Raw genomic sequence first — 11,887 nt, forward strand, 5'->3', positions numbered from 1 at the left:
GGGCTCAGCGGCTCGATTCGGGCCGCACCGTCCGAATAGCGCACCGCGGGTTGGACGCTGGCACACGCCGGCAACCTTCCCGCGGTGCGCTGTTTTGTGCCCGAGCCAGCGCGATTCTTGTCGACTATGATCGACAAAACCTCCGCAAAGTAGCAGCTTGTCGACTATACTCGACAAAACAGGGAGGTTTGTGGTGGACAGAATCATTGAACGCCCGAGATACTTTTCGCGGATCCAGCCCTTTATCGACAAACCCCTCGTGAAGGTGCTCACCGGTGTGCGTCGCTCCGGCAAATCTACGATTCTGCAGCAGCTGCAAGAAGTGATTCGCGCGGGCAGCGCTGATCCACAAGTGTTTGCGATGAATTTTGAGTCCGCTGACGGGCTTCACATCACAGACGCAGCGGCGCTGCTACGGCGCATCGAAGCCGAAAACCTCAACAAAAACACCCGCGCGTATTTCTTCTTTGACGAAATTCAGCAGGTCGCCGACTGGGAGAAAGCCATCAACGCGATCCGCGTCGACTATGACGCAGATATCTATGTCACCGGGTCGAATTCGCGCATGCTTTCCGGTGATCTCGCCACACATCTTGCCGGTCGCTACGTTGAGTTCTTGATCCAACCGTTTTCGTTTGCGGAATTTGTCGAGCTGCACCGCCAAAGCGACCGCACACTGAGCGAACACTTCCAGCACTTTGTGCAGTTCGGCGGTTTCCCGGCGTTGAAATACTTCAACCTCGACCGGGAACCCTCGCTCGACTACCTTGACTCGGTGTACAACTCGGTTGTGCTCAAAGACGTGATTGAGTATCACCAGATCCGCGACGTCGACATTTTTCACCGCATCGTCGGTTACTGCTTCGCAAATATTGGAAAAACCTTCTCGGCGCAGTCACTGGTGCGTTTTTTCAAAAGCGAGGGGCGCACCGTTTCGGTTGATACCGTATTGAACTACCTTGAGTTTTGCGTGAACGCTTTCTTGATTTATCGGGTTCCGCGCTTTGACATTGCGGGGAAGGCGAGGCTTCGGGCAACTGAGAAGTACTATGCGGTGGATCACGGTTTTCGTGAAACGCTCGGCCTTTCGAACCAGGCCGACATTGAGCTGACCCTCGAAAACATCGTGTGCGTGGAGCTGCTTGCGCGCGGGTACGAGGTAAGTGTCGGAAGAGCCGGCGCGCGCGAGATTGACTTCATCGCCCGCAAAGGTTCCGACACCGAGTACTTCCAGGTGAGTTACCTGCTCGGCAGCCAAAACACCGTCGACCGCGAGTTCGGTGCCCTTCGCGGGGTTACCGACAACTTCCCGAAAACCGTGCTGAGCATGGACCAGTTCGACATGAGCCGCGACGGGATCCAACACAAAAACATTATCGAGTGGCTTGTCGAGCCCTCACCGTTGCACAGCTAGGTGTCATCGCCTAGCCTGAATACCAACATGACCGGTACCGCTACCCATTTTGGTGGGAGCCCAGGGCCGGTCTTTGTTTTTCTCGATCTAGCCGTCATGCTCCTGTTGGGGTTATAGGTCAGAATGTGTGGCAAAAATCCCGGTTTTCCCCTGTGTTTACGCGGCAGAATCGGGTTTCATCTTTTACCCACAAAACTTGTTACCTGGACAAAATGTGTGGCATAAATAGCGTTCGTTGCCCGTGTTTACGCGCATTACCCGTGTTTAAGGTTTCATTTTTGCCAGTCTGGCTGAATGAACGTTCCTCACTGCTGTCTGGTTTCAGGACATCGTTCACCCCTGCACCTGAGAATCGGCCTGCGGATGTCCCACGACATAGTTCCCACCCATATTCAGACGGCTCGACACCTTTTAGCCGGATTCTGCGCCTTAGGAGCAACTGCTAAAGGGAGTTTCGGTTGCTAAAGGGAGTCTCCGTGCCGCTAAAGCGAGGATTCGTGGCTAACGGGTGTTTCCCGGCTAACGGGTGTGGGGATGCAGGACCTACAGCGGCGAAAGGGAAGGGTAAACGTGGGTACTGGACCCGCTAACGAAATGACGAAGGCCCCTCACCAGAGGTTTCCCTGGTGAGGGGCCTTTCTCTTGTGGAGGTAAGGGGACTCGAACCCCTAACCCTCTGCTTGCAAAGCAGATGCGCTACCAATTGCGCCATACCCCCAAGAGGTGAGTCTCATTCTACCCTGTCGGTGTACTGAGACCAAGTGCTGTGACCTTCCTGCCTCTTCTTGCGAAGAACCAAGACTGTCAGCAGTCCTGCTGCGGTCGTTGCCGCGGCACCAAACCACCTCTTCACGAATACCTCCGATCTGAGTTGGTTCGTGGGCCTACGTGGACTTGAACCACGGACCTCTTCGTTATCAGCGAAGCGCTCTAACCGCCTGAGCTATAGGCCCCTTCGGGGTGAACCGAAAAACTACTATAGCCCCACGTCCCACACAATGCAAAATCGACCTCAACCGTCCCCCAATCACACGAAAAACGCAGGCCCCGAGCGAACCCGGGGCCTACGTTTCTTCTGCGAAAACTGTGTTTCGAAGATCAGTCGTCGGTCAGCGTCAGGTGGAAACCGCCCACCAGGCTTGAACCGATGTTATAGATGATCGATGTCAGAGTCGACAGCGCGGTCATGAGAATCACATTGACCACCGCGATGATGACGGCGAAGCTGAGGATCCTGCCCAGGCCGAACACCTGCAGCAGCTGGTCAGCACCTTCTTCGCCGGCAAATTCGGCGAGTGCCGCCTGCAGGCTTCCGAAAGTACCCGTCACTTCGAGCACCAGCCACAGAACAAACATCACGACGATTGTGGCAATGCCCAGAGCAAGCGACAGCATGAAGGTCATCTTCATAACCGACCATGGATCCACCTTCGACACCGCCAGCTTGACGGTGCGCGGACCCTTCCGCTGCGCGGAACCGGACATCCGCAGACCCTGCGAGGACTGAGCCGTCACAGCCGACGCACCCGAAGCCGCACCCGCACCCGAAGCCGGGCCAGAGGCCGCCGACGCTGCGGCTTCCCCACCGGACGGGCTCACCGTTTCAGTCTGGGCGGCATTCTGCGAACCCTGCGCTGTGGTCCGAGTGCCGCTGGTCTGCATGACCGTGGTCTCGGAATCGTCCTTCTTTGCGCCGTCCTGCTGAGGCTTGCCAGTACCGGTGCCAGCGGGTGCAGAAGCCGCCGAGGCGCCTGCTCCACTCGCGCTTCCTGCTCCACTTGCAGCCGCGGGCGCACTCCCGCTGGCAGCACCGGAGTCGCTGCTGTCCTTCTTACCGCCGATTCGCACACCCTTCGACGTCGAGTGCACGGGACCAGAGGCGGTCACGCCAGCCGGCGCAGACGCAGCCTGCTGCGAGCCTGCCTTCGGCTTGTCAGCTGCGCGTTCAGCATCACCGGCCGAACCGGTCGGTGCGGAATCCGAGTCACCGTTGGCCTGCGAGCCCTTGGACTGCGAACCAGCTTCCGGGGTATTGGCCGCGAGCTTGTTCTGCTCAGCTTCTGCCGGCTTGGGCTGGTCGGCATCACTCGATGCCGTCAGGCGTGTGGACCCGGACGACGTCCGAATGATCCTGCCTGGCTTTTCGCTATTGCTCACTGCTCATCACTCCCGTTGGCGGCGGAGTCCTGCACGTCGCCTTCCACTGCTGCGGCTTCCCCTTCCGAGGTGCCCTCTGCTGCTTCGTCGACTGCGATTTCGTCTGCGTTGTCGTCCAGTTCCTCGTCTTCGTGGCCAGAACCGCGGGTCACGGCCATAATACGGTCGCGCTTGCCGGGCTTGGCGAAAACAACGCCCATTGTATTGCGTCCGGTCTGTGAAACCTCGGCAACGGAGGAACGCACGATCTTGCCGCGCTCCATGATGACGAACACCTCGTCATCTTCTTCCACGATGAGACCACCGACCAGTACTCCCCTCTGATCAGAGAAGCGGATCGCGCGGATGCCGATTCCGCCTCGTCCCTGGACTCGGTACTCCTCGACCGGGGTGCGCTTGGCAAAACCGCCCTCGGTCACAACGAACACATCGGTGCCCGGAGTGACAACATCCATGGCGAGCAGAGCATCGTCGTCCCGGAACTTCATACCGGTAACACCCGAGGTGGCGCGCCCCGTGGGGCGGATCGTTTCGTCGTCCGCGGGGAACCTGATCGACATGCCGTTCTTCGAAATGAGCAGCAGGTGGTCTTCGCCGTTGACCAGGCGGGCCGAAACCAGTTCGTCCACTCCCCCATCCGGGGTTTCGCGCAGATTGATGGCGATGACACCGCCGGTGCGGTTCGAATCGTATTCGCCCAGACGGGTCTTCTTCACCAGACCGGACTTGGTGGCGAGCACCAGGTAGTCAGCCGCATCGTAGTCGGCAATGGAGAGGACCTGAGCGATCTCTTCGTCCGGCTGCAGAGCCAAGAGGTTTGCCACGTGCTGGCCGCGCGCATCCCGGTGTGCTTCGGGAAGTTCGTAGGCCTTCGCACGGTAGACCCGGCCCTTGTTCGTGAAGAACAGCAGCCAGTTGTGGGTCGACGTGACGAAGAAGTGCTCAACCACGTCCTCACCGCGCAGGCGAGCGCCGGCAACACCCTTGCCACCGCGGCGCTGTGCGCGGTACAGGTTGGTCTGGGTGCGCTTGGCGTAGCCGCCGCGGGTGATGGTGACGACCACCTGCGCTTCGGGGATGAGGTCTTCCATCGACATGTCGCCGTCGAAGCCAGCCAGAATCTGGGTGCGACGGTCATCGCCATAGCGTTCGACGATCGCGTCGAGTTCTTCCGACACGATTTCGCGCTGCCGAGCCGGGGTTTCAAGGATGTGGTTGTATTCCTTGATCAGCTCTTCGATCTTCTGTGCTTCTTCTTCGATCTTGAGGCGCTCAAGCGCTGCAAGACGGCGAAGCTGCAGGTCAAGAATGGCGTTCGCCTGGACTTCATCGACGTCGAGCAGCTCCATCAGGCCGGTGCGTGCTTCGTCAGACGACGGCGAACGGCGGATCAGTGCAATCACTTCGTCCAGCGCCGAAAGCGCCTTGAGGTAACCGCGCAGAATGTGGGCGCGCTCCTCGGCCTTGCGCAGACGGAAGCGGGTGCGGCGGACAATCACATCGATCTGGTGCTTGACCCACAGGCGGAGGAAAGCGTCGATCGACAGGGTGCGCGGCACATTGTCGACAAGCGCAAGCATGTTCGCCGAGAAGTTCTCCTGCAGCTGCGTGTGCTTGTACAGGTTGTTCAGAACAACCTTCGCCACGGCATCGCGCTTGAGCACAATCACCAGGCGCTGACCGGTACGGCCAGACGATTCATCACGCATGTCGGCAATGCCCGCAACCTTGCCGTCCTTGACGTAGCCGGCGATCTTCGCGGCCAGCGAGTCCGGGTTGACCTGGTAGGGCAGTTCGGTGACAACCAGGCAGGTGCGGCCCTGGATTTCCTCGACTTCAACAACCGCGCGCTGCGTAATCGAACCGCGGCCGGTGCGGTAGGCGTCTTCAATGCCCTGGCGGCCCAGAATCGTGGCCCCACCCGGGAAGTCGGGACCCTTGATGATGCCCAGCAGCGCCTCGAGAGCCTCCTCGTTGGAAGCATCCGGGTGGCTCAGCAGCCACTGCGCACCAGCTGCGACTTCGCGCAGGTTGTGCGGCGGAATGTTGGTGGCCATACCGACGGCAATACCGGCCGAACCGTTGACCAGCAGGTTCGGGAAACGCGACGGCAGGTAGACGGGTTCCTGGTTGCGGCCGTCGTAGTTGTCCTGGAAGTCGACGGTCTCCTCTTCGATGTCCCGGACCATTTCCAGGGACAGAGGCGCCATCTTGCATTCCGTGTAACGCGGAGCAGCCGCACCGTCATCACCGGCCGAACCGAAGTTGCCCTGACCCGAAATGAGCGGGTAACGCATATTCCACGGCTGCACCAGACGCACGAGCGCGTCATAGATGGCCGAGTCACCGTGCGGGTGGAAATGGCCCATGACGTCGCCGACCACGCGCGAGCACTTCGAGAAGCTGCGATCGGGGCGGTAGCCGCCGTCGTACATGGCGTACAGCACACGCCGGTGAACCGGCTTGAGACCGTCGCGAACATCCGGCAGAGCACGGCCGACAATGACCGACATCGCGTAGTCCAGGTAGGACCGCTGCATTTCGGCATTGAGGTTGACCTGCTCGACACGAGCGGCAACCTGGGTGCCAGCGCCGTCAACCGGGGGCTGTTCTTCAGGGTTTACGTTGTTGTTGTCTTCTTCGGCCACCTGACCGGATCCTCCGTTGATAGAAACCTAAGCGGATCTGTGTCGGAACTGCGCTGCCTGAGCCGTCGTGCCCGGCAGCGCGTCCCGGCATCAGATGTCCAAGAAGCGGACGTCCTTGGCGTTTTCCTGGATGAAGCGCTTGCGCGATTCGACATCGTCACCCATGAGGATGGTGAAGATTTCGTCAGCCACGAGCGCGTCTTCGAGTTCAACCTGCTTGAGCAGACGGTTTTCGGGGTTCATCGTGGTTTCCCACAGTTCCTGGTAGTTCATTTCGCCCAGACCCTTGTAGCGCTGGATCGCAAGATCCTTCGGCAGGCGCTTGCCCGCGGCGCGGCCCTCGGTGAGCAGCTTGTCGCGTTCAGCGTCCGAATAGGCGAAGTCGTCCTCCGCGTTCGACCACTTGATGCGGTACAGCGGCGGGGTTGCCAGGTAGACGTAGCCGTTCTCAATGAGCGGCTTCATGTACCGGAAGATGAGAGTCAGCAGCAGCGTGGTGATGTGCTGACCGTCAACATCGGCGTCCGCCATGAGGATGATCTTGTGGTAGCGCAGCTTCTCGATGTCGAATTCGTCGCCGATTCCGGTGCCGAACGCCGTGATCATCGACTGGACTTCGTTGTTGCCCAGCGCGCGGTCCAGGCGGGCCTTTTCCACATTGAGGATCTTGCCTCGCAGCGGGAGGATCGCCTGAGTCAGCGGGTTGCGGCCCTGCACGGCCGAACCGCCTGCCGAGTCACCCTCGACGATGAACACTTCCGAGATCGTCGGGTCCTTCGACTGGTTGTCACGCAGCTTGCCGGGCATGCCGGAGGTTTCCAGCAGACCCTTCCGCCGCGTGGCTTCACGAGCCTTGCGCGCAGCCAGGCGGGCCTGCGAAGCCTGCACGGCCTTGCGCACAACCTCACGGGCATTCGCGGGATTGGATTCCAGCCAGTGGGTCAGTTCGTCGCGCACGACGCGGCTGACGAAGTTGCGGGCCTCCGAGTTGCCCAGCTTGGTTTTGGTCTGACCCTCAAACTGAGGTTCACCGAGTTTGATCGACACGACCGCGGTGAGGCCTTCGCGGATGTCCTCACCGGTGAGGTTGGCGTCCTTTTCGCGCAGCAGCTTCTGTTCGCGCGCATAGGAGTTGAGCACCGAGGTCAGCGCTGTGCGGAAGCCCTCTTCGTGGGTACCGCCTTCGTGCGTGTTGATGGTGTTGGCGTATGTGTGCACGCCCTCCTGGAAGCCGGTGGTCCACTGCATGGCCACTTCCAGAGCGATTGCCTGTTCTTTGTCTTCGTGTTCAAAGGCGATGACGTCGTCGTGGACGGTTTCGCTCTTCTTGGCCGAATTGAGGTAGGCAACGTAGTCAAGCAGACCATTGTCGTACTTGAAGACGACTTCGCGCGGTTTGAACTCTTCTGTGTCTTCGTCTTCCAGCTGGACGTCCGAATCGTCGATTTCGGGCTGACGTTCATCAGTCAGAGAGATCTTGAGGCCCTTGTTGAGGAACGCCATCTGCTGGAAGCGCGCCCGCAGGGTCTCAAAGCTGAATTCGACGGTATCGAAGATATCCGGGTCCGGCCAGAACGTGATGTCGGTGCCGGTGACATCGGTGTCTTCGCCTTCCACCACGTCCGAGGTGGGGACACCGCGTTCGTAGGACTGTCGCCAGACCTTGCCGTCACGGCGGACAACCGCGTCCATGCGCAGCGAAAGAGCGTTGACGACGGACGAACCGACTCCGTGCAGACCACCGGAGACCGCGTATCCGCCGCCGCCGAACTTACCGCCGGCGTGCAGAACCGTAAGCACTACTTCCAGAGTCGGTCGGCCTTCTGAGGGGTGCATGGCCACGGGGATTCCTCGCCCGTGGTCGACCACGCGCACGCCGCCGTCGGCGAGGATGGTCACTTCAATGCTGTCGTTGTAGCCGGCCAGGGCTTCGTCAACCGAGTTGTCGACGATTTCATAGACCAAGTGGTGAAGACCGCGTTCGGATGTTGATCCGATGTACATGCCGGGCCGTTTGCGGACTGCTTCGAGCCCTTCGAGAACGGTGATATCACCGGCATCGTAATGCGGTTGGTGGTCGTCGGCCATGGAACTCCTCGGATCAGTGCAGATTACCGTCCAAGTCTACAGCGTCCTGGCTGCAAACAGGGCCTCACAGTCACACAACGGCCGTTTCTGCGCATTTTCGGATCTGCCGATGAGGGGCGGTCCGTCCGCAGACCCCACAGCCGCCTGTACGGGCCGGGACAGATTCGAGAACCTGCCGAAAACCGGGCAGAAACAGTCAAGACCGCACCGGGGCGGCACCTCGTGCGTGGGCACGGGGATATGAAGATCACCCGTAGGTATCGCGCGGACCGCGGCCCTGAACAGACCGGCGGCCCTTCTTCCAGGACTTCTGCTTGGGGCCGATGATCTCGATGTCGTCGATGACCCGGCGGCCCAGTTCGCGCTCCAGCCGATCCAGCAGCATGTCGCGCATAAGCCGCAGCTGAGTTGCCCACGTTGTCGATGACGCACGCACCGTGAGCTTCGGCGGTTCGCACAGTTCCGGAACACAGTGCTGAGCAACGTTCTCACCAACAAGCTCGGGCCATCTGCCCAGCAGCGACCCGACGTCCATTGACGTGGTCCACCCGCGCGCCTTCGTCAGAGCCGAGAGGTCAGCTGACAGCTTCTTGGGATCGCGCGGATCTTCACCCGCCCCCGAATACTGGGGTTCGCGAATCCCCTGCGGCACCCGACGCAGCGAACCGCTGTAGCGCGCCTGCACTGAACCCATGCGCCTGACCCGATCGAGTGCTTCGAGAGCAGCGTTCGAGACCGGCATCTTCTGGTTCATCAGCCCTGTCCTCCCGCCTGATCCCCTTCCGAGGTGCCTGCTGTCAGATCGATGATCTCACCTGTCAGGTTCTTAGGGATGTGGGCGGCGACAGCTGTTGTTATGAGGACCTGCTGGGCTTCCTGAATGATGTCGGCAAGTCGGCGAGTGCGACCTCCGTCAAGCTCTGAGAAGACGTCGTCAAGCACCAGCACGGGTGAATCATCGGGTTCATCCGGATTTGCCTGCAGCACCCTCCAGCTGGCCAGACGCAAAGCGAGTGCGAGCGACCAGCTCTCACCGTGGCTGGCATAGCCCTTAGCGGGGGTGGCGCCGATGTGCAGATCGAGGTCATCACGCTGCGGACCGACGAGGGTCACTCCCCGCTCAATTTCCACCCGGCGGCGCTTGGCCAGTTCATCGAGGATGAGGTCCTCCATGGCCTGCTGAGCACCCGGCAGGGAACGATCAATCACCGAATAGTCGACGCGCGACGCGTAGGTCGCTGCCGCTGTGCGCCTTTCCGGACGCGCATCTTCGGCGAGTCTGGCGAAATCATCGGCCAGCGGTTCAGCCAGCCGGTCCAGAAGATCGAGCCGACCCGTGACCAGCGCTGCTGCGGCGCGTGCAAAAGCGTGATCCCAGATCTCCAAGGTCGCTTCGAGGCCCAGACTTGCCCTCAATGGGTCATCTGCAGCGCCCGAACGCTCTTCGTACCGGGCTTTGCGCAGAGATTTCAGCAGCGCGTTGCGCTGTTTCAAAGCCCGATCGAAGTCCGCAATGACAGCGGAATAGCGGGGAGTGAGTGCAACCAGCAGCTCATCGAGATACGCGCGCCGTTCAGCGGGTTCGCCCTTGACCAAACCGAGGTCTTCCGGGGCAAACACAACTGCCGGCAGCAGACCTAAGAGTTCCCGCACCCGCACGGCCTGCTTGTTGATCCGCGCGGTGTTCGCACCCTTGGCCTTGATCGTGACCTCAACCCGCACCTGCCGTTTGCCGCGATGGGCCAGGGCAGACACAACGGCCCGCTCACTGCCGGTGCGCACAAGCGGGAAGTCGTTTGTCACACGGTGGCTGCGCAGAGTCGAAACGTAGCCGAGAGCCTCAACCAGGTTCGTTTTGCCCCAGCCGTTGGGGGCAAGGAAGACCGTCACCCCGGGGGCAAGTTCAAGATCAAGCCGCGAATAGGAGCGGAACTGGTCCAGAATCAGCCGACTGACCCACATGGGCCCGCCGTCAGAATCGCAGAATCGGCATGAGGAGGTAGCGGTACGACGTGTCTTCTTCGCCGTCAGCCTCGGTCATGCCCGAGATGACAACCGGCTTCTTCGGTTCGGTCAGCGAGAACCGCACAAACGGGGTGTCAATCTGTGCGAGACCCTCGGCAATGTAGCCGGGGTTGAAGCCGGTCGTGATGTCTTCGCCCTCGATGGTCGCCGGCAGAGCTTCGGTCGCCTGGGCGTCATCGCCTGCACCGGCGCGCAGCACCAGCGAACCGTCGGCGAACTCAAACTTGATGGGGCTGTTGCGTTCGGCCACGAGCGATACACGGCGCACGGCTTCGCGAAGAGCGCTCGTCTCCAGGACGGCGGTGATCGCAACATCCTTGGGGAACAGCGAACGGACCTTCGGGTAGTCGCCTTCGACCAGCAGAGAAGTGGTGACGCGGCCTTCAGACGAAAACGCCAGCATTTCCTTGCCGCCGGATTCGGCAAGGGCGATCTCGATGTCGCCGCTCATAGCCTTAGCGGCTTCGGCCATCGTCTTGCCTCGGACCAGGGCAACCGCTTCGACCTGCGGGTTGCGCGGGTTCCAGGTGAATTCGCGAACCGCCAGGCGGTAACGGTCAGTGGCCAGGAGGGTGACGCGGTCGCCTTCGATCTCAACCCGCATAGCGGTGAGGATCGGCAGGGTTTCGTCCTTCGACGTGGCGATGTTGACCTGACCGACAGCGGACTGGAAATCCGAAGCCGAAATGACACCCGTGGTTTCGGGAACCTCTGGAAGTGCGGGGTATTCCTCGACCGGCATGGTCATAAGAGCAAAGCGCGAAGATCCGCACGTCACGCTGACCTTGGTTCCGTCGAGTTCGAACACAACCGGCTGCGGAGGAAGAGCGCGGGCAATGTCAGCAAGAAGGCGACCGGACACGAGGATGGTGCCCTCCACCTCGACATCGGCGGCAATGCGAGCGCGAGCCGAAACCTCGTAGTCAAAAACAGCCAGATCAACCGAGCCATCGGCGTTTGCAGTGATGAGCAGACCGGTGAGAACCGGGACAGCGGGGCGCTGCGGAATCGACTTGGTCGTCCACGTTACGGCGTCGGCCAGGACATCGCGGTCCACTTTGAACTTCACGGACTGAGCAGCTTCAGCGTTCACATCTCTCCTGGTCGGTTCTTCCCGGCAAAGCCGAGGATTCCAGCCTTCATCGCCTGCGCACTAGTCGCAGCATAAGCAGAAAGCAACATTACACGCCGAGCGAGCTGGGAACAACGGCGGCCAGGAACTGTGACCACATGTCAGCGGCGTTATCGCAGAACTTCGCCTCGCAGCAGTCGAGAACCCTGTCGACAGAAATGTCATTCGGAGCCCGTCAAAGCAATCGGCGGGTTCCCTCTTGAGTCTTTGAGTAAGTACAGAAGCAGTATTAGGCCCTGTGGAACCTGTGGAATTACATCGATGTCATCGAAAGTCTATGCGGCCAAGCGCCACACAGACCCCGTTGACAACTCTGTTCATGAATCGGTGGTCTTCCGTGGACGCCTGTTGCTTACATCGATGTGATTACACAGTCATCCACGGACGATCTGTCATCCCTCCAGAGGTTCGATAACAGAAAAA

The 11,887-nt window shown here is 60.4% G+C and carries 7 protein-coding genes and 2 tRNA genes; 1 reads left to right on the top strand and 8 read right to left on the bottom strand.

Annotated features, from left to right (window positions below; genetic code table 11):
* The first annotated feature begins 193 nt into the window (after positions 1-193).
* Complete coding sequence (locus tag Bravens_RS09490) at positions 194-1,414, top strand: ATP-binding protein (RefSeq protein ID WP_061941839.1); 1,221 nt, start codon at positions 194-196, stop codon at positions 1,412-1,414.
* A gap of 645 nt (positions 1,415-2,059) precedes the next feature.
* On the opposite strand, the gene Bravens_RS09495 is transcribed toward Bravens_RS09490, so the two are convergent.
* The 8 genes from Bravens_RS09495 to dnaN all read right to left on the bottom strand — a co-directional run bounded on the left by Bravens_RS09495 (position 2,060) and on the right by dnaN (position 11,425).
* Positions 2,060-2,132, bottom strand: a tRNA-Ala gene (locus Bravens_RS09495).
* 161 nt (positions 2,133-2,293) lie between these two features.
* Positions 2,294-2,367, bottom strand: a tRNA-Ile gene (locus Bravens_RS09500).
* A gap of 145 nt (positions 2,368-2,512) precedes the next feature.
* On the bottom strand, positions 2,513-3,571 hold the full coding sequence (locus Bravens_RS10820) for a DUF3566 domain-containing protein (protein ID WP_244878154.1): 1,059 nt from the start codon (positions 3,569-3,571) through the stop codon (positions 2,513-2,515).
* Entirely contained in the window at positions 3,568-6,219 is a 2,652-nt protein-coding gene (gene gyrA / locus Bravens_RS09510) for a DNA gyrase subunit A (RefSeq protein WP_062022819.1), read from the bottom strand. The genes Bravens_RS10820 and gyrA overlap by 4 nt, the downstream gene beginning before the upstream one ends.
* A gap of 90 nt (positions 6,220-6,309) precedes the next feature.
* Complete coding sequence (gene gyrB / locus Bravens_RS09515; RefSeq protein WP_062022822.1) at positions 6,310-8,307, bottom strand: DNA topoisomerase (ATP-hydrolyzing) subunit B; 1,998 nt, start codon at positions 8,305-8,307, stop codon at positions 6,310-6,312.
* Between the two features lie 247 nt (positions 8,308-8,554).
* A complete protein-coding gene (locus Bravens_RS09520) occupies positions 8,555-9,061 on the bottom strand; it encodes a DciA family protein (RefSeq protein WP_062022824.1) in 507 nt (168 codons plus the stop codon).
* Positions 9,061-10,269 carry a DNA replication/repair protein RecF gene (gene recF, locus Bravens_RS09525; protein ID WP_062022827.1) on the bottom strand — a complete coding sequence of 403 codons (1,209 nt, stop codon included), beginning with the start codon at positions 10,267-10,269 and terminating at the stop codon, positions 9,061-9,063. Before recF ends, Bravens_RS09520 begins: the two co-directional genes overlap by 1 nt.
* A 10-nt stretch (positions 10,270-10,279) precedes the next feature.
* The gene (gene dnaN / locus Bravens_RS09530; RefSeq protein ID WP_176746134.1) at positions 10,280-11,425 is read right to left on the bottom strand and encodes a DNA polymerase III subunit beta; all 1,146 of its coding nucleotides are present in this window, start codon (positions 11,423-11,425) and stop codon (positions 10,280-10,282) included.
* Positions 11,426-11,887: the final 462 nt, after the last annotated feature.

It is taken from the genome of Brevibacterium ravenspurgense, assembly GCF_001584615.1.
Classification (GTDB): domain Bacteria; phylum Actinomycetota; class Actinomycetes; order Actinomycetales; family Brevibacteriaceae; genus Brevibacterium; species Brevibacterium ravenspurgense.

Excerpts from the sequence above, each read along its gene's own strand:
- Bravens_RS09520 (WP_062022824.1), bottom strand. The coding sequence starts at position 9,061 with ATGAACCAGAAGATGCCGGTCTCGAACGCTGCTCTCGAAGCACTCGAT.
- recF (WP_062022827.1), bottom strand. The coding sequence starts at position 10,269 with ATGTGGGTCAGTCGGCTGATTCTGGACCAGTTCCGCTCCTATTCGCGG.
- gyrB (WP_062022822.1), bottom strand. The coding sequence starts at position 8,307 with ATGGCCGACGACCACCAACCGCATTACGATGCCGGTGATATCACCGTT.